The organism is Pseudoalteromonas luteoviolacea, assembly GCF_000814765.1.
GTDB classification, from domain to species: Bacteria; Pseudomonadota; Gammaproteobacteria; order Enterobacterales; family Alteromonadaceae; genus Pseudoalteromonas; species Pseudoalteromonas luteoviolacea_H.
The window spans coordinates 580,563-598,418 of the sequence record NZ_JWIC01000006.1; the positions used below are offsets into that span (position 1 = coordinate 580,563).

The following is a 17,856-nucleotide window of genomic DNA, read 5'->3' on the forward strand; positions in this document are numbered from 1 at the left end:
ATAAGAAATCTCTTGTTCATAACTTAGCAGAAGTTAATTTTTTGACGATGCGCAAACTCAAGCTTTTATTATTGAATGGCTTAACCATCGTTTAATCGTCAACATGTTTATAAGAATGAAACAAACTTAAACGACGTTGACGTGAATAATGCAGAGGTTTGGTATGATGAGGTATTATCTACCATGCAAGAGTATGAGATATTCTTTTCTACGCTGAGTGAAGAATCATTCGTCAAAGCAAGTTTACAGGGAGATGCTGCTGATATTATCGACGACTTGCAATCGAAGTATGAAGCTGAGTTAGAGTTGCATTTTCAAGCAGTGTATAACAAGCCTTTAGATAATCGGACACTTAAATTTGACAAAACTAAAGAGTTGTTTAACGAAGCGAATGACTTATTAGCGACTGCAAGAGAGTATTGTATAGAGCACTTTAGATCAGACTCTAAACACTTTGGCTTAAAAAAGTTTATTGAGTTTGACAAGGTATATAAGGTGCCTTCGAGAACAGAGGGCACTGCCTTGATGGTTCATAAATTGAAATCAAGATTCCCCAACTACGAATTTATTGCATGCATAGCGGATAAAAAGAAAGGCGGTGTATTTTTTGATTGTGCTGGTCATGCGATTAAATATCAGAAGAATAATGTAAAAATTGGCAAAGTGCCAAAAGTCATTACAATTATTGCACTACATCATAGTCATATAATTCATGAGCAACTAAAAACTGATAATTGGCAAGAGAATACAAAGTTTGTAATCGATGGTGATATAAATAAAGCGGTCAAAACTTTGTGTCAAAATAACCCTAAGTACGCAGCTAGCCATTCTACTTCGATCACATTAGCTGGCGGTAATATAAAAACTTACCAAGGCTATAGTAAATACAGTAGTAATTCGAACAACGAAGTCTCGATTGAATTTGATAGAAAAGAAGTAGTGGCACCTCTACCAAAGTTAGAATCGAAATTTTCTTTTCCAAAGAAAATGATTAACCACGTCTCCTTATATTACAGTACATCTAAGGGGTTACAATTAGAGGCAGGGTCTGTTGTGCAATGGAATCACTATATCCCTTGGAATTCGTTCAGTTGTGTATTTTATGCCGTTTTCAATGTGACGCCTCGGAAGGAATTAACTGAAACCGAGAACTAATAAATACCATGTAGGGCCAATAAATTAAAGTTGGCTCTATTTTTTAAATTACTTAGATTTTAAGGTATATTTGATTAGCTTTAGTTTTTATTGTTTTTTATTGAAATATTTATTATAAATGAAGCTCCTAATTTTGAATGTAAAGTATAATTTTATATGAAAATTACATTAAGATCTGCTCAAGAAGCGGACTTAGTCTACTTGCTTGAGCTTCGGCGACTTACTATGGATGAATATTTGCTTCAAGATGGTGTTGATACTAGCGATGAAGAACACCTTTTTCGGATAAAGTATAATTTTGAAGATGCAAAAATCATACTTGTAAATAACATAAAAGCGGGTCTTTTCAAAGCAAGTTATATAGCACAAAGTAAGCAGTGGTACATATATCAAGTGCAAATACATCCAGAGTTTCAGGGGAACGGGATCGGCGGTGAGTTGATCAAAGGATTGTGTATGGATGCATTAAAACAAGGCTGTACAGTTGGGTTGAGTGTGTTAAAAAGCAACCCAGCTAAAACACTATATGATAGGTTAGGATTTACAGTGGTTGATTCAAATTGCAGTGAATATGAGATGGTTTATAAAAGTAAAATAATGACACAGACCTTAGAGTAAAGATTTTTGATTCTTGTCTGCGTCTATCGTATTTAAATGTGCCTTATTACGACTTAACTATTGATCTTAATTACACATGTTTACAACTCTACATCATTCAGTTGCTTTGAGTTCAATTGAAAAGGTGTGGTCAGTATGTTTGTATAGAAACTCCCTATGACTTTTCATTATGCGCTTGATGCAAGCGTTATCATGACGAAAAGTCGGCATAGAGCCGACTTTGTTATGCTCTTAACAAATGGTGAGTTACTGGGCTTTTACTACAGCGAGTGCGATATTTGCGAAAATGTTTGGTGAGCCATAGCCGCCAGGTAATCTCTGGGCTTGATTAATCAGTATTTCAGGTTCGCCTTTAGGTGACACATTGATACCTTGGGTAGATAACCAATATAAATAGATGTCTAATAAAGCTGGATCAAATTGGGCTAGCTTAGCCCATTGGCTCTGGTATGCGCCTATATTGCGGTAATATGGATCGGTACCCCTGTTATAGCTACAGGTGTCAATTGAACACACATTAGACCTAAACTTCTGATCTGAATCAGAAATAATAAGCTTTTTCACTGTGTTGGATAGACGTATTATATCCTGTTGATCAAAGACACCAAAGCCACCTGCAAGATATGCTTCTATGATAAATGAAACTGTGTCACCTGCATGGCTTACATCGATTGTGCCTTGAATAGGCAAGCTTGCAGTTGCACAATCTTGACTAGAATGGTCAGAAGGAGCATAACACCGAATGTTATATGCATTGGCTTGGTTGGTTGTTACATATTCAAGCGCGCTTTTTAGAATTTGTCCTTTTTGTTTTATAAAATTTTCATATTGATTTTTAAGTGTTTGGTTTGAACTGTGTTTATTCAGAAATAATGCAATTGTCCCAACTCTGCCTATAAAGTGAGTTACTCTCAGGTTATTGAATTGGTTTGATTTAGCGTACCATTTTTCCCATATATGTTGTTCCGCAAAAGCTTGAAGATGGGTAGCCCTGTCATGCAAGTTGGCAAGGTTCGGGTCATCTAAAATGACAGCGGCTGTACGAGCCACCCCAGAACCTGCTCGCCACTCGTAGTGGTCATGATCATACATCTTGCCGTTGTATTCATACAGAGGAGTGCTAAACCAATCGAGATAGCCATCGCCATTATGGTCTTGACCTGTACTTTTGTATTGTTCACTTAATTGCAAAGCCAATTCAACTAGTGTTTTATCGCCAGAAGCGAGGTAAAGGTCTAGTAAACCGTCAATACCGAGCCAAGCGTTATACATAAGTTTGACGTCACATACTTTTTGCTTTCTACCATCAATAATGACTTCAGTATCACAATGTATATTATCGAGCCAACGTGTCGGCTTCCTAGCCATAAAGGCCTCTTTTAAGTTGGACACTGTGGGATGCTCTTTGACTCTATAGTGAGTTAACCCTTGTGTGACACCGCCTCTGCCTTGGCAAAAAACTTCTAGCTCATCATTATTTACCAAACTAGAGCGAGGAGGCGATGTCCATTGGTAGGACCCATTTTTTTGTTCACCTTGGTAATAAATGACTTCATTACCAGCGTGGTTGTAGGCATAGCACTTACTGGCATGATTATAATTAAAGCTCAATGTTTGTCGCTGGCCGATATAAGCAGTCTGTGGTGAATAGTGTAGATTAGTGATAGTGGGCTTTGCAGCGGGTGTCAAAGTGTATGAAGCGGATGTTGTTGTGCTGCCACCTTGCCCAGAACATTTAAAGTTATAACTAACAGTACCTGATTTATTACTGGTAAAAGTGTAGCTTCCTGATGTGCCAATTTCTGTCCCCCAAGGGTTTTTGCATGATGTTGCATGCTGTGTTGACCACCTTAAAGTGATTGGCGTTCCAACTTCTGCTGAGCGAGGGCTGTATGCAAAGTATGCTGTTGGTAGTGGGTGAGGTTTAACAGTACGAACTGCCTTAAATATTGTGCTTCCGCCGGAACCGGAGCAGGTAAATTTATACTCAGTTACCCCAACTGATGGGGTGGTTGTATATGCACCATGGGTACCTATCTCAGTTCCCCATTGATTTTTACAGCTTGTTGCATTGCGTATATACCACCTCAAGGTACTGTTTTGTCCTACTGTGATAGTACTTGGTTGAAAATAGAATGACCCCGTTGGTTTTGGCAATGCGTATGCATTATGCATAGCTATCAGTGCCAACGCAGAGATACCATATAAATACTTCATGTCCAATTTTCCTTAATTGTGTATGTATTGAAGACGAAATTATACACAAAATTAAGGTTGTTAACTTTTAGTGAAAAGAGCCCCCTAAAATCTGTCATTTACATACAGTGACTAAGAATCATATTAACTACTTTGGTTACAGCCCCGCTAAAAGAAGAAGCATTTCGATGTCATGTAAGGGTTTGTAATACTTAAAAATCGCATTCTAATTTAGAGTAAAAAACTAAAAAAGGAGTGCTTAATGAATACAAACACATCATATGACCTTATTGTTATAGGTGGTGGCCCCATCGGCCTATCTACTGCTTATCATGGTGCTAAACAAGGTCTGAAGACACTAGTCATTGAAAAGTTCAGCTACTTTAATAATCTGGGAAGTTCAGCTGGATATTCGAGACAATTCCGTTTGCAATATGAGCAAGAGTATATGTCTGAACTCTGCTTGTCATCGCAGCCGTTTTGGCGTGATTTGCAACGATTCTCCAGTTTACCTTTGGTGGGAGATCAAGGAAGCTTGTGGTTTGGTCAGAATATCTCAGGCACGCAAGAGGGAGGAATTGATCAAGCCAAAGACACAATGAATACGCTGGATATTCCATATGAACCTTTGGTAGATGCAAAAGCTATTGAGCAAAAGGCCAGTTTTGCCAATTTACCTTCCAAATATTATGGCTTTTTTCAAAAAGATGGTGGAACCATTAATGTCAAAGAAACTGAGCAGGTGCTATACAACGCGGCACTCGCAACAGGACATGTCACATTTAAGGAGTGGGAGAGTGTTGTTAACATCGATAGTAGTGAAGAAAATTGCATAAAAGTCTTCACTCAACGCAGTGGTCAAAGCCCTGAAACTTCAAGTTACTATCAATGTGCAAAGCTTGCTATCACCACTGGAGCGTATGTGAATGATACGGTCAGGTCTTTAGGATTATCAGTTCCGATTTTAATTTGGCAAATGGCCTCTGCTTATTTTAAAAAAATAGATGAGCATGCTCATTTTCCATCTTGGTTTGCGTTTCAATCAAAACCAAAAGATGATCCAAAGCAAGAAGAGAACGCAACGAATTCTCTCCTTTATGGTTTCCCTGAATTAGATTGGGCGAATCCAGGATATGTGAGAGTCGCAACTGATTTTCCTGACTACAAAATCATTTACGATCCGAGTGAGCGTCAACTGGCTCCTTCAGAAAAGTCACTGGATATTGCATCATCTTGGGTAAAGCAGTTTATGCCGGGCCTTGATCCAACACCTATGCACACTTCTACATGTTTAATCGCGCTATGTAATTCCCCGAATCTTGAAGTGCAACCCGAGTTTTTCTTAGATTACTTACCCAAAGAGCTACCAAACTCAAAGAATATTGTGACATATACAGCGGGTTGGGCAGGTAAGTTCATTCCGATCATGGGAGACATGATCATTAAAATGCTGCAAGACCCAGCGCTTGAACAGTTTACCTATGGTGAGGACGAGCGCATTTACACTATACCCCGCAGTCATTTTGCAATTGACTGGCAACCAGTTGGCGATTTAACCCCAGTAAAAAAGGAATCAAAATAATGAAAAAATACACAATTTTTGGTGGTGGACCATCAGGCTTATATACAGCTTGGCGTTTATTAGACAGCGGCAAGGTAGTAAAAGGTGATCAGCTAGAAATAATTGAATGGGGTGATTACGATTATGCACAAAATGGAGAAGGTACCCGTTTGCCAGCTGGTCGTATTTGTACATATCACTATCAAAATGACAGCTCACAGTCTTATATCGAAGTAGGCGGGATGCGTTTTATAGAGTGGGATGATGAAAATAAAGAAGGGCATCAGCTTGTTACTACAACGATTCATAAATTGGGTTTAGACTGTCATAAAGCGCCTTTCAACACGACAGAGGATCCGCTGTTATTTGTGCGTGGGCAACACCTGTACCAAAGTGAAATAAGTGTTTCAAAAAGGGCTCCCTACGATACCAATACCTACGTTGACATATCAAAAACTGAGAGTGTACCTGCAAATGCTGCGCCTGCAGATGACTTAATTGGTAGTATATCAAATTCGATTGTAACTAAAAAAGTCAAAACCAGAGTACAGCAGTGTGAGTTTTATGCATCGGGAGAGTTACCTGATGGGTTTGAATCATACGTGTATAAGCCGGGTGATTTGGCAAGTAATATTGGTTACTGGAATATTTTGTACGATCAGGCGTATAACGAAGGGTATCAATATGCGGCCGATGCCAATGGATACAGCTCAAATGTGATTAATTGGAATGCAGCAGATGCGGCTGTTTATAATGGGGAGTTTGCACCAGGTGGTAAATTTAAAACCTTGAAAACAGGCATGTCCTCGCTGTTTGTAAGTTTATACAAAAGGTGCAGCTCACTTGCTAACAACAGTGGTGTTGACTTCAACATCACTAAATCAACTCGATTGCATTCGATTTGGAGCAAGTCTGGTAAAACACAGTTTTACGTTGCTACAGCATGCAAACCAGATGTGCCTGCCGGTGATGTAAAAGAAACTGATTATGCCTTTTTGGCAATGCCGCCTCATGCAATTAAAGCGGTTGCTGCTGCTACTCGGTATTTACCAGATGAAGATGATCGAGTTAATTTTTTAAACCAAGCCAAAGTTGCGAATTACTTAGAATCTGTCATTGAGCAACCTTCCTTTAAGGCTGCGATGTTTTTTGATACACCGTGGTGGGAAAACAGCGCATTGCCATTTAAGCCTAAAATTGACACACAAACTCAAACCTATGGGCCGACAATCACGGATTTGCCGATAAGACAGGTGTATTATTTTGGCAATAACGCAGCTGATGAGAATGCGAAGCCTGTATATGGTATTTTGGCATCCTATGACGACATGCGGTTCACTAATTTCTGGCGGGAGCTGGAGTGGTCAATTGATGAACAGCATACAGTGGCCCCAAGCACCGATACCCAGCCACTCATCGGTGCTAAAACAGCGACGAATGCCATGCAAAAAATGCTTAGGCTACAATTGGCTAGATTGCACTATGGAAACCAGCATATTGATCCAGAAGTGATCCCAAAACCATTAGAAACCACTTTTATGGACTGGGGACATAATCCATTTGGCGCTGGCTACCACGCGTGGGCATCTCATTATAATATTTGCAATGTCATGCAAGATATACGTACACCGGAAGTACTTGCAGGTATGGATAAATCGCCGAATGTGTTTATCATTGGTTCTGCGTTTTCAAATGACCAAGCATGGATTGAAGGTGCCTTTTGTACCGCGGAGTCGGTGCTGGTGGACTATTTACAGATTAAAACAATAGCAACAGACTCACAGGATTACCCGTTAATTTGTGGTACTTGCGATATAAGGACATAGTTTGAAGCGCATAAATATAACAATTGCTAAAGGATAAAATATGCGGGAAGTTAGATTATGGTTAGTGGCATTTACCTGTTTTATGTTGTCTGCGTGTCAGTGGGCCAAAATTGCCCACCATGATCCACAAGTCGAATTACTGTTGGTTCAGGCCAAAGTAAAAATTGATATGCATTGGCAGAGGATGTTATTGGCAGAGAAGCAATCGCGTGACTTTATTAACTATAAACAAAATTACCATGACATTGAAATTGATATTCAAGTTTTAAAAGCACTTAACGAACATAGAGTTTATAACTCTGAGTCTGTTACTCAAAGCGAACATCTACTTGAATTGTGGCGACAAGATATAGCAGCCCATCAACAACAAAACACGATGAGCGACTTTGTAATAAAACGTCGAGTTAAACAATATAATCGAGTATTAACAGCAATGCTGGTTGCTGAAAATGTGAAACCAGAATAAAAGGAAGGTGAATATGAATGTAGATCAACTTTTAAAGGACACCGCCGATTTTCTGTGTAGTGAATTCTCACCTAATGCCGCAGATGTTGCCGAAGGTATTCATAAAGCACTGTCTGCGAGTAAAGAGTCCATTGCTGAGTTGGTTACTGGGCGAACCAATGGAAAGATATCGGAGGATGATTTTGCCTATGAGCTTCAAAGGGAAGCAAAGGTGTTTGAAACAGAACTATTGACTTTACAAGTGATAGCAAAGGCAACGGTTGTTAAGATGTGTGACGCGGCAATCCGCTTTATTTTGAAATCCGTGAATCCAATCTCTTAATTTAAGCGTCTCACAAACTATCCTGGTGTTATTCAACGGTGATAACACCAATTTTTATATATTTCTATGTATACGTGTTCATATAACATGCACTCAACTTCGCTATTAGCGCATTTGTTAGCTTCACTACTTTGAGAGCCAAAGCTTTTCACACTGTGGTTGGTTTTTAATTTTAGCTTTAAAAGCGAAATTCGATTCCATTATATTACACCTAATTACACTTATTTGAAATTTAAAGGTATTTTAATTAATTTGAAATGCCGGTGAGGTTAAGTGTGGCTTTTAGAGCGCGTGATATTTTTAATTCTGTGGCCCCATTTAGATCAAACTGTTTTAGCAATATTCCTATAAAAAAGTGGTTAGTGAGAAGATGAATCTAAAAAGAATCTTTGTTTATTGGTCTGAGCCATATGCAATTAAATATTGTTTGAAAGAAAACGTTTATAATTTATGTAAAGACACACCGAAAGAGATATCTCAATCTTTTGGTGTGTATCAGATATATGGAGATCACCCAATTTATGGCCTCAACGTTTTGCTTTATATTGGTATGACACAGTTGTCTAATAAGCGTAACTTTGAGAAAAGAATTCAGGAACACCTAGATGGGAGGTTTTGGCAACATCATGGATTGTCAGTGCGTTTTGGTGAAATTTATCACAAGCAAGATCTTGTTACAGACGTACAACAAATTAAAGATGTTGAATCGCTCTTAATTGCCTCAAATATGCCAGCATTGAATCGGCACAATATAGACAAAGCATCAAACAGTTGTACAAACTTGCTCGTCAGAAACGATGGGTTTAGAGGCTCTATTGTGCCTGAATGTTCGGGTGAGTTTTGGTGTTGAACCTTAAAAGCGAATTCGTTGAACGCCTGACTAAACGATATTCGAAAGAGATCTGAGGATATGCGTTTGCTAAAGGCTGAGAAGGGACAATGAGCAGCACATTCAGATAAACAAGCCTCCTTCGTGTTATCAAAGAGCAAAAACTAGTTTTTTGGTATGGATTAATGTTGCTTAAAGGTAATTATCGTGGTTTATTTGTTTAACGCTTTTGCGTTTTTAAGCTATCTTTAAATCGTAGCTGACAACAATTTCTGGTTTGTTGTGTGATGACTATTTAGAGAGTCAAAAAGCAATTAGTCAGTTACCGTTAGCAAATCAATGTAGTCCATACCGCTAGTTTGGTGCTAGCACGTTTTTTAGCATAACAAGTAGAGAGTGAATATGAGCACAAATAATGTCAGTATCGTCAACTTAATTTTTGCAATTTTCCTTCCTCCTATTGGTGCGTTTTTACAGGTGGGCTTTAGTCTGCACTTTTTTATCAATATTGTGTTGACCCTATTGGGCGGACTTCCGGGTATGATCCATGCAATTTGGTTAGTGGTGACCAATAAAACAGGCGACTAACTTATATTGTACAAAAGAGCTAATCTATAGCTTGGTTAGCTCTGAGACTAATCCTTTGTGTAAGCTTTAGCTTGTCGGTGCTCATGCGTAACTATGTAACAGGTGTACTCCAAACATTGACTGATACGAGCTCACCCTGACGGTAAGTCTGATTAATGAGCCTGCCAGCAAAATGAAACCCAGCTTGGTGTAGTATTTTGTTTTTATCATAATTGTCAGATGAACACTGCGTCTGTATTAGTGAGACCCCCAAAGCCGTCAAATGTGATTTGGTGTGTGTTATCAGGTCACGTTTTACATCCAGTGTGTCGAGATGATCGGCAATGACTATGTTCGAAATAGCTGCCACCGCCGACTGCGATGAATAAGTGACTCTAACGTAGGCGACAATATTATTTAGAAATTCAAATACGAGATAATCATTACCTTGTTGCATATCCTCGATGATCGCACGTTCGCTTTGGTTAAATGTTGTGTAATGACAAGCCTTGCTAAATTGTAATTTGGCGATATCTATTGCATCACTTTGTTGTGCTTGACGGACCATAGATAAGCCAGAAGGTATGATATCGTTTTCATTTGAAGCAGAAGTAATGACGTCTAGTACAGAATCATGCTCTGTCTTACCAATTTCTTTTGCTCTCGTATTGTCAAAATATTTTGCAATGTATAAAGCGCTGCGAGAATCACAGTAATAAGGGATAGAGGCTTCTACCTGATAATCTTTTTTTATAAACAGATCGAGTTGAGACTCGTGGATCATGTAACTAATTTTAGTATTACATACTTTATGCGTTTCTTGTTCAATTGACTCGATCGTGTTCTCTTTTAACCTGGAGTGGGTCAAATTTGCAGACGTTAGTCTGTTGGCAGTACTAAATTCCAGGGTGTTATCTACACTCATGTGGTTTTTCTCATTTGCTTTAAATTGTTGCTTTAAGCTTTTAGTTAGAGTTCTAATATTTTTTTTGGCCTTTTATCATGGCATGTTTGAGAGTTAATTTCAATTTTAAGCGATTTTTAGGCGTGAGATCACAGGGCTTTACCCCTAACCTAAAAATTATTCATTTGAGTTCTAATTAAATGTATAGATGAGTAAATACAAATGTGCATAATTAAATAAATTTAATTATTTAAACTCTGACGGTTGATAAATAAAATCTATCAAAATGATAACCATTAGTTGCGCAAATAAGGGAAAAGCATCAACGAGTCTTTGATAAGATCTGCCTTGCTACTTTTAGCCAAATACATAGCAAAAATCTCTCTGGTATAAATTGGGGCTTTTTCGACTAAAAACAGTTTTTTCTTGCGGATCAAGTCAAAGCACATTTGCCTCGGCAGATACGCTGTGCCGCCAGCTTCTGTAATAAAGTTTAAAGCAATTCTAGGTTGACTCATGGTATGTTTAATTGTTGTAGAGTTAAAAAAGTCACGAATGAATTGGCTGTTCACCGCTTCACCATAATCAACCTGTATTATGCTTTCAATTTGGTCTAATTCTAAATCTTGTTGGGTTGATACTAATTGTAACGGCACTGTACTTACTTTCTCTGTGACGATCTCTTCGATATAGGGTGGCTCGAATATGAAAGCAATATCTATTAATCTTGCAAGCAGCTGCTTTCTTAATTCTAAAGGCGAATAGTTTTGAATATGAAGCTGGACATCATCTAAGTTTCTATCAATTTTTTGCAGCCAATCTTGTAAAACAATGTCCCAAATGGACATCATTGACCCGACAAACAACTGGCTTACATTGCCTTCACTGACACCAACGTCTTGCTTTAGCTTTTGCCACATAATCATCATTTCATTGGCGTGTTTCACCAGTCGATGCCCTTCAGGTGTAAGCTTAAGGCGCTTTTGACTTCTATCGAATAGTAATACCCCCAGCTCTTGTTCGAGTAATTTGATTCGGCTGCTAATGGCTGCTTGCGTTATATAAAGGTTTTCAGCTGAAGCCCTAAAATGCAGAGTTTGGCTAACTTCTAAAAAAGTGGTAAGGAGCTCAATTTTCATTCATAAGTCTCAAAAAGAGTCAAAACGCTAGCTTAGTTTAATAAAAATAATTTATCAAACCGTGAATTTTATTTCGTTTTTCTTTTCAGTAAAGCTGGCTTACATTTGCGTCATTAAACACACAGACACAGTGACATTATAAAAATGAAGATCGCAATTTTATCCCGAAGTGAAAACTTGTATTCAACACGCCGTTTAAAAGAGGCGTGTATAGAAAGGGGCCATGAAGTGGATGTAATAGACACCCTACATTGCTATATGGATATCACAAGCAGTAGGCCTGCGGTGCGTTACCATGGTGAGGAGCTACCTAAGTACGATGCAATTGTGCCACGCATTGGTGCATCAATTACTTACTACGGGACGGCCGTTGCAAGACAGTTTGAAATGATGGGGACATTTAATGTCAACGAGTCTGTCGCAATCAGTCGTTCTAGAGATAAATTACGTTCGTTGCAGCTTTTATCTCGCAAAGGCATTGGGCTACCTAGGACGGGTTTTGCTAGCAAGCCCGATAACATCAAAGACTTGATTAAAAATGTCGGTGGCGCACCGCTTGTTATTAAGCTACTTGAGGGAACTCAGGGAATAGGGGTTGTGTTGGCGGATACGGCAAAAGCGGCCGAAAGTATTATTGAGGCTTTTATGGGACTTAAAGCAAACATACTTGTGCAAGAGTTTGTTAAAGAAGCTGGTGGAGCAGATATCCGGTGCTTAGTGATCGGCGGCCGTGTTGTCGCCGCAATGAAGCGCCAAGGTGCAGAAGGGGAGTTTCGTTCAAATTTACACCGAGGCGGTACTGCTGAGATTGTAAAGCTTACAAAAGAAGAGCGAGAAACTGCCGTGAATGCAGCAAAAGTGATGGGGCTAAATTTTTGCGGTGTAGATTTATTACGTTCTAACAATGGGCCTATGGTCATGGAAGTGAATTCATCACCTGGCTTAGAAGGTATTGAAAGCGCAACGGGGTTAGATGTTGCTGGTAAGTTGGTTGAGTTCATCGAGAAAAATGCAAAGCCAAATTCAACGCGCACCCGTGGTAAAGGTTAATCAAATAGGACTGTAAGCGTATGTCAGTAATAACCATTGGTGGTAAAGACATCTTGCTGGGTCAAACGTGTCAGGTTGATATACCCGTTGCGAAACTCTATACAGATGCTGATGTTCATTTACCTGTGCACATTGTGAGAGCCAAAAAACCGGGACCGACAGTGTTTGTCAGTGCAGCAGTACATGGTGATGAGTTGAATGGCGTTGAGATCATCCGACGATTACTTACGCTAAAAAACTTCAAAATAACAAAAGGGACGTTAATAGCGGTACCAATTGTGAATGTATATGGGGTGGTAAATCAGTCAAGGTATATGCCTGACAGGAGAGATCTCAATCGTAGCTTTCCTGGTTCTGATAAAGGTTCATTGGCGGCAAGGCTAGCCAATACGCTCTTAAAAGAAGTCGTGGCGCATTGTGACTACGGGATTGATTTGCATACAGGGGCGATCCATAGATCAAATCTGCCGCAAATACGGGCCAATTTAGCGGATGAGGTAACGCTTGAGTTGGCTAAGTCGTTTGGTGCTCCAGTGGTGCTAAATTCGGAAATTTTGGAAGGGTCGCTTCGTGAAGCTGCTGCAATATGTGATACCAGAGTGCTCGTTTATGAGGCTGGTGAAGCTTTACGGTTTGATGAGCTCTCTATACGCATGGGTATAAAAGGTATTGTGAATGTGTTGCGCTACTTGAAAATGATGCCCTCTAGGGGAACAAGAGCCAAGAAAACGACGAGCTTTATTGCTGATAACAGTAGTTGGATTAGAGCCAGTGCCAGTGGGATTGTGGCCAATTATTTCAACCTTGGCGATCAGGTAAAAATGGGCGATGTCCTAGCCGATATTGGCAATCATTATGGTAAGACTTTAGGGCAAGTCATCGCGTTGAAAGATGGCGTGATCATTGGAAAACAAAATATTCCATTGGTACAAGAAGGTGAAGCGATGTTTCATATTGCGTTTTTTTCAGGGCCTAGTCAGCAGGTATCGAAAAAGATAGAACATGTTGAGCAAGAGTTAGTTGTCAATACAGAATCAAGTGAGCAGTTATTATGAAAGATAAAATGATTATTGGGCATATTGAGGCGATTAACTTACCCGAGTTTGGTATTTCATCTTTGCCCGTTAGAGTAGATACTGGCGCGCAAACCTCATCACTGCATGTTGATAATATCAAGCAAGTGTCAGTACAAGGCAAGCCCGGCGTTGAGTTTGATATTCATCCAGAGATTCACAATGTAGATAAAGTGATTCGATGTAGTGCGCCGCTTCATGATGTAAGAAAGGTAAAGTCATCAAATGGCATGAGTGAGCAGCGCTATGTGATTAAGACGCGTGCCCAGCTGGGTGATTTTGAATGGGATATAGAAGTAACGTTGACCAATAGGGCCGATATGACATATCTGATGTTGTTAGGTCGGCAAGCGTTAAGCGGTTTATTTTATGTTGATGTCTCACAAACATTTGTTATGTCTAGCGAGGTGTAATTATGAAAAGTGACAAAATTGAAACATTTGCAAAAGCGTCTCTAGGCACTGAAGGCGATGAGTTAGGCCCTGTTGAAAAAAGTGTTGTCGACAGTATTTCTTCACAAGAAGTGATTGTCGCAAATATCAATGAGAGCTTTCATGATGAACTGACGTTTGGTCAACGCATGGCTGATAAAGTGGCTGAATTTGGCGGTTCTTGGCGTTTTATCATTATATTTGTGTCGATTATGGTATTTTGGGTAGTGCTAAATACGGTGTGGTTGACACAGGAAGAAGCATTTGACCCATATCCTTTTATTTTGCTGAATCTCGTGTTATCGACGCTTGCAGCAATTCAGGCACCGATCATTATGATGTCGCAGAATAGGCAAACATCAAAAGATAGACTGGCGTTTAGCAAAAGTTATGAAGTTAACTTAAAGTCAGAGCTTGAGATCATGCGGCTTAACCAAAAAGTAGATGAAATTCATAAATTACTGATAAAAGAGAGTAAAAAATGACAGACAGCGCTATCGTTGATACAGCAATACTTTGGGTACAACAACAAGGCGTTCCCATATTTTGGTCGGCCATTGTCGTACTGTGTTACATAGTTCTGACGAGACAGTTGTTTCCAAAAATTGATAAAAGCGTTGATGAAGGTGGATTCAAAAACGACGCTCTGAAAAAAGCCTATTTAACCGTCCGATTTTTAAGTGGCATAGTGGTCGCTGCGGTGTTGCTGGTGGTTTGGGGTGTAGACATCAGCGGTATGATGTTGGTTTCTACCTCAATTTTAACTGTGACAGGTGTCGCGTTATTCGCTAATTGGTCTGTACTTAGTAATATCACGGCATATTTTGTATTGTTATTTCACAGTGCATACAGACGTGGCAACTTTATACGAGTGATTGACGGTGATAATTACATCGAAGGCTATATTGCAGACATTGGCGTTTTTAATACTCAGTTTATCACTGAAGATAGAGAAGTTGTGATTTACCCTAATAACTTATTGTTGGGGCGGCCAACGCAAATAAATCCAAGAACGCGTGTTGCTGGTATGGGCAAGATAGCTCAGGTTTATGAAAAAAAGGGTAGTGACACCAAAGAAAAGGAAAGCACTTAAAATAAAAATGCTGCCCCGAAGGACAGCATTTTGGGTCTCTATAAAAGAAAGGAACTGGTTAGAAGTAAGCTCTGATACCAAGCTTAACATTGCGCCCAGGCAGAGGCGCTTGATCCTTGATGAATGAGCTATGCACGAAGCCTAGCTCGTCAGTCAAGTTTTCTAGGTTAAGGTAACCGACCATGTCGATACCTTTAACAGCAAAGTCGTAGCTCATGCTAGCATTTACAAGTGTGTAACCTTTCGTTTCAGTCTCGTATGATGTGATCTTGTCTTGCTCTAAATAACGAGTAATTGTCATATCCGCTGAGAATGGGCCTTTCTCATAGCCGTAGCTTACACCTAGTTTATTGCTAGGAATGCGTGGAAGATTTTGACCATTATCTAGCTTAGCACGTAAGTGATCACCAAATACTTTCACACGATTAAAGTCATTAATCTGATAGTGGACATCAAACTCTAAACCGTATAGCTCAGCATCTTGGCTAACAAACTGGTATACATCGCGTGCACCTTCATGCTCGTGATCAGCAACTTCTAAACCATGCTCAGAGGTAAAGAAGTAATTTGTTTTTTCCTGATAGTAGAAATCAGCAATGTCATTGTAGAAGAAGTTCACTGTGTAGCCGAAGTCACCGATGAAGCGACGGAAGCTAACATCTAAATTCGTTGCAGTTTCTTTCTCAATATCAGTTGGCTCAAAATGAATTTCAGTGCCTTCGATATGGTAACCAAGGCCTAACTCATAAGTGCTTGTTGCGATATGCAAGCCGTTAGATAACAGCTCTGCAGTTAGCGGTGCACGTTCCGAACGCGATAGGCTAACAGCGACGTTATGGCCTGGTGCGTAAGTATAAACACCACCAACCGATGCACTCACATTGGTCATATCAAGCGTGTAGTCAGTAATTTGAGTGGTTTTTACTAAAGCCTCTTCGTGTCCGTGGTCATGATCGTGTTCTTCGTGATCATGCTCATCGTGGTCTTCTTCATGTCCAATATGCGTTTCAGTGATACGGCTAGATAGCTCGTAATTTTCAACTCGAGCGCCTAACTCTAACGTAAAGTCGCCAAACTCACGCTCTTCTAATACATAGAAAGCATGTGTCGTGGTGTTAGTTGCTGGGGTAAATGCTTCTGCACCTTGTGCTTCATAATCACTGTCAGAGTAGTGGTAGCCAAAAATACCGTGCCACTCACCGATACGGTGTTCAAAGTTTGTTCTTAGCTCAGTTGTTTCGTTTTTGAATACTGTGCCAACCATACCAGCTTCGATTTCTGCGTGCTCATAGTCTGTGTAACCAGCACGGATCTGGATAGACTCTAACCAGTTGTTGTGCAATGAGTAGTTAAACAATGCCTGCCAGCGGTCTTGCTTTACGCGTGCAAATACGTTGTGGTTCTCTTCTTCATGATCGTGTGCACCTTCGTCACCATGATCGTCGTGATCATGCTCATCATGGTCGTGCTCGTCGTGACCGTGCTCATCATGATCATGTTCATCGTGGTCGTGCCCGTGATCATGGCTGTGTGCAGGGATACCATAATCAGTCTCGATGCTACCGTACGAGAAGCCTACTGTCATATGGTCTGTGACATAGCTTGTGCCAATGTTAAATACTTCAGAATCGATGAACGTATTATCTACTTTTTCTGCGTACTCAGCTGCGTGCTCCTCACCTTCATGCTCGTCATGGCCATGTTCTTCATGGTCATGATCATGCTCGTCTTTGTGGTGTTCATCATGATCACCAGGTAATTTAAAGCTAGGAGTTTCATAGTCACCGCCTTTGCGCTTAACGCCATCAAAGTGGAAGTTGAAACCGTTATGGCCGGCTTCAAATAGTGCAGCAACTGTATTGGTATTTGAATTTGTATCATGGCTGTAATCAACAGCACCTTGAGGCGCTTCCACTACATCTGTTGGAATACGGTTATCAACAACGTTTACAACACCGCCGATTGCACCAGAGCCGTACAGTAGGGTAGCTGGGCCACGAAGTACTTCAATTTGTTCAGCGCTTAATGCGTCGTTGGTGTTTGCATGGTCAGGGCCGATGCGAGAAGCGTCACTGCTGTCCAAGCCATTTTGTGTGATTTTAACACGAGGGCCATCTAGGCCACGGATAATTGGGCTTGAAGATACTGGACCAAAGTAGCTCGCATTGATACCAGGTAAGTCTTTTAATGTCTCGCCAAGAGTTGGTTTTGCTGAATTCTTTAATTTATCACCACTGACAACTGTGACAGGAGATGCCATTTCCATGTTACTTTTGTGAAGCGCTGAAGCATATACAACAATGCTTTCAATAGAGCTTGGTGTAAGTGTAACAGTTACAAAAGGAGAATCAGGGTTTACGTCTAAACGTTGATCGATAAAGTTGTTTTTGGAAACGTGAAGCTCAGACGCTGCATCTACCGCAATAGTAAAGTTACCATTGTCATCTGTTTTGATGGTTTGAGACTTACCATGTAGGTGTACATTCGCGTTGCTAATAGGGAGGTTGTTGTTATCAACTACTTTACCGCTTAACTCACCAGCATAAGCTGACGTTGACAGCATTACTGCGCTGACACTCAGAGAAATCAAAGATTGTTTAAACATTATACTTCTTTTCTGTATGTG

At 40.0% G+C, this 17,856-nt stretch carries 17 protein-coding genes; 13 read left to right on the forward strand and 4 right to left on the reverse strand.

Translation table 11 applies throughout. The features are described from left to right. Window positions 1–141: 141 nt before the first annotated feature. Together JF50_RS14010 and JF50_RS14015 are read left to right on the forward strand one after the other, a co-directional pair. A complete protein-coding gene (locus JF50_RS14010) occupies window positions 142–1,155 on the forward strand; it encodes a hypothetical protein (protein ID WP_039610040.1) in 1,014 nt (337 codons plus the stop codon). Between the two features lie 156 nt (window positions 1,156–1,311). Then, window positions 1,312–1,773 carry a GNAT family N-acetyltransferase gene (locus JF50_RS14015; protein WP_039610041.1) on the forward strand — a complete coding sequence of 154 codons (462 nt, stop codon included), beginning with the start codon at window positions 1,312–1,314 and terminating at the stop codon, window positions 1,771–1,773. A gap of 246 nt (window positions 1,774–2,019) precedes the next feature. On the opposite strand, the gene JF50_RS14020 is transcribed toward JF50_RS14015, so the two are convergent. After that, the gene (locus tag JF50_RS14020) at window positions 2,020–3,990 is read right to left on the reverse strand and encodes a hypothetical protein (RefSeq protein WP_039610042.1); all 1,971 of its coding nucleotides are present in this window, start codon (window positions 3,988–3,990) and stop codon (window positions 2,020–2,022) included. A 241-nt stretch (window positions 3,991–4,231) separates the two neighbouring features. Between JF50_RS14020 and JF50_RS14025 the strand changes: the two genes are divergently transcribed. The 6 genes from JF50_RS14025 to JF50_RS14050 all read left to right on the forward strand — a co-directional run bounded on the left by JF50_RS14025 (window position 4,232) and on the right by JF50_RS14050 (window position 9,561). Continuing rightward, complete coding sequence (locus JF50_RS14025) at window positions 4,232–5,551, forward strand: FAD-dependent oxidoreductase (protein ID WP_052262305.1); 1,320 nt, start codon at window positions 4,232–4,234, stop codon at window positions 5,549–5,551. Beyond that, window positions 5,551–7,356 carry a flavin monoamine oxidase family protein gene (locus tag JF50_RS14030; protein ID WP_039610043.1) on the forward strand — a complete coding sequence of 602 codons (1,806 nt, stop codon included), beginning with the start codon at window positions 5,551–5,553 and terminating at the stop codon, window positions 7,354–7,356. Before JF50_RS14025 ends, JF50_RS14030 begins: the two co-directional genes overlap by 1 nt. Before the next feature lie 40 nt (window positions 7,357–7,396). After that, window positions 7,397–7,822: a hypothetical protein gene (locus tag JF50_RS14035; protein ID WP_039610044.1), complete on the forward strand. Its 426-nt coding sequence runs from the start codon at window positions 7,397–7,399 to the stop codon at window positions 7,820–7,822. 13 nt (window positions 7,823–7,835) lie between these two features. Next, a complete protein-coding gene (locus JF50_RS14040; protein ID WP_039610045.1) occupies window positions 7,836–8,144 on the forward strand; it encodes a hypothetical protein in 309 nt (102 codons plus the stop codon). A gap of 370 nt (window positions 8,145–8,514) precedes the next feature. Continuing rightward, a complete protein-coding gene (locus JF50_RS14045; protein ID WP_039610046.1) occupies window positions 8,515–8,994 on the forward strand; it encodes a GIY-YIG nuclease family protein in 480 nt (159 codons plus the stop codon). A 381-nt stretch (window positions 8,995–9,375) separates the two neighbouring features. Next, window positions 9,376–9,561 carry a YqaE/Pmp3 family membrane protein gene (locus JF50_RS14050; RefSeq protein WP_039610047.1) on the forward strand — a complete coding sequence of 62 codons (186 nt, stop codon included), beginning with the start codon at window positions 9,376–9,378 and terminating at the stop codon, window positions 9,559–9,561. Window positions 9,562–9,652: 91 nt separating this feature from the next. Here JF50_RS14050 and JF50_RS14055 read toward each other — a convergent pair whose 3' ends face one another. Together JF50_RS14055 and JF50_RS14060 are read right to left on the reverse strand one after the other, a co-directional pair. Further along, complete coding sequence (locus tag JF50_RS14055; protein ID WP_039610048.1) at window positions 9,653–10,465, reverse strand: hypothetical protein; 813 nt, start codon at window positions 10,463–10,465, stop codon at window positions 9,653–9,655. A gap of 275 nt (window positions 10,466–10,740) precedes the next feature. Further along, a complete protein-coding gene (locus JF50_RS14060; protein WP_039610049.1) occupies window positions 10,741–11,583 on the reverse strand; it encodes a LysR family transcriptional regulator in 843 nt (280 codons plus the stop codon). A gap of 144 nt (window positions 11,584–11,727) precedes the next feature. Between JF50_RS14060 and rimK the strand changes: the two genes are divergently transcribed. From rimK to JF50_RS14085, 5 genes are read left to right on the forward strand one after another with little or no spacing between them, the layout of a single operon-like run. Continuing rightward, the gene (gene rimK, locus JF50_RS14065) at window positions 11,728–12,633 is read left to right on the forward strand and encodes a 30S ribosomal protein S6--L-glutamate ligase (protein ID WP_039610050.1); all 906 of its coding nucleotides are present in this window, start codon (window positions 11,728–11,730) and stop codon (window positions 12,631–12,633) included. Between the two features lie 20 nt (window positions 12,634–12,653). Next, the gene (locus JF50_RS14070; protein ID WP_039610051.1) at window positions 12,654–13,688 is read left to right on the forward strand and encodes a succinylglutamate desuccinylase/aspartoacylase family protein; all 1,035 of its coding nucleotides are present in this window, start codon (window positions 12,654–12,656) and stop codon (window positions 13,686–13,688) included. Then, the gene (locus JF50_RS14075) at window positions 13,685–14,119 is read left to right on the forward strand and encodes an ATP-dependent zinc protease (RefSeq protein ID WP_039610052.1); all 435 of its coding nucleotides are present in this window, start codon (window positions 13,685–13,687) and stop codon (window positions 14,117–14,119) included. The genes JF50_RS14070 and JF50_RS14075 overlap by 4 nt, the downstream gene beginning before the upstream one ends. A gap of 2 nt (window positions 14,120–14,121) precedes the next feature. Further along, window positions 14,122–14,622 (forward strand): DUF1003 domain-containing protein, encoded by a 501-nt coding sequence (locus JF50_RS14080; protein ID WP_039610053.1) that lies wholly within the window; start codon window positions 14,122–14,124, stop codon window positions 14,620–14,622. Next, window positions 14,619–15,230 (forward strand): mechanosensitive ion channel domain-containing protein, encoded by a 612-nt coding sequence (locus JF50_RS14085; RefSeq protein WP_039610054.1) that lies wholly within the window; start codon window positions 14,619–14,621, stop codon window positions 15,228–15,230. The genes JF50_RS14080 and JF50_RS14085 overlap by 4 nt, the downstream gene beginning before the upstream one ends. 58 nt (window positions 15,231–15,288) lie before the next feature. Here JF50_RS14085 and JF50_RS14090 read toward each other — a convergent pair whose 3' ends face one another. Continuing rightward, window positions 15,289–17,835 (reverse strand): TonB-dependent receptor, encoded by a 2,547-nt coding sequence (locus JF50_RS14090; RefSeq protein ID WP_039610055.1) that lies wholly within the window; start codon window positions 17,833–17,835, stop codon window positions 15,289–15,291. Window positions 17,836–17,856 lie beyond the last annotated feature (21 nt).